The sequence below is a fragment of the Bacillus cereus group sp. BfR-BA-01453 genome, assembly GCF_022662915.1.
Taxonomy (GTDB): Bacteria; Bacillota; Bacilli; order Bacillales; family Bacillaceae_G; genus Bacillus_A; species Bacillus_A paranthracis.
In genome coordinates this window covers 1-393 of sequence record NZ_JAKUEN010000048.1, presented here as the reverse complement: position 1 = coordinate 393, position 393 = coordinate 1, and the positions used below count along the sequence as shown (strand labels likewise).

Genomic DNA, 393 nt, shown 5'->3' with positions numbered 1-393 from the left:
AGCGTTCATCCTGAGCCAGGATCAAACTCTCCAATAAAGTTAGTTTGTCTAGCATCTAAAATAAAAATTGACGTTTCACGTTGTTTGTTTCGTTCAGTTTTCAAAGAACTTTTTTTGGTGGAGCCTAGCGGGATCGAACCGCTGACCTCCTGCGTGCAAGGCAGGCGCTCTCCCAGCTGAGCTAAGGCCCCAAACAAGTATCGGGAAGACAGGATTTGAACCTGCGACCCCCTGGTCCCAAACCAGGTGCTCTACCAAGCTGAGCCACTTCCCGAAAGAAAACGCGCCCGAGAGGAGTCGAACCCCTAACCTCTTGATCCGTAGTCAAACGCTCTATCCAATTGAGCTACGGGCGCATATGGTGCCGAGGGCGGGGGTCGAACCCGCACGGTG

General features: G+C 52.4%; 3 tRNA genes. All 3 read right to left on the bottom strand.

Annotated elements, in window-relative coordinates:
* Positions 1 to 115: 115 nt before the first annotated feature.
* A tRNA-Ala gene (locus MR070_RS26925) sits at positions 116 to 191 on the bottom strand.
* 9 nt (positions 192 to 200) lie between these two features.
* Positions 201 to 274, bottom strand: a tRNA-Pro gene (locus tag MR070_RS26920).
* 8 nt (positions 275 to 282) lie between these two features.
* Positions 283 to 356: transfer RNA gene (locus MR070_RS26915), tRNA-Arg, on the bottom strand.
* Between the last annotated feature and the right edge of the window lie 37 nt (positions 357 to 393).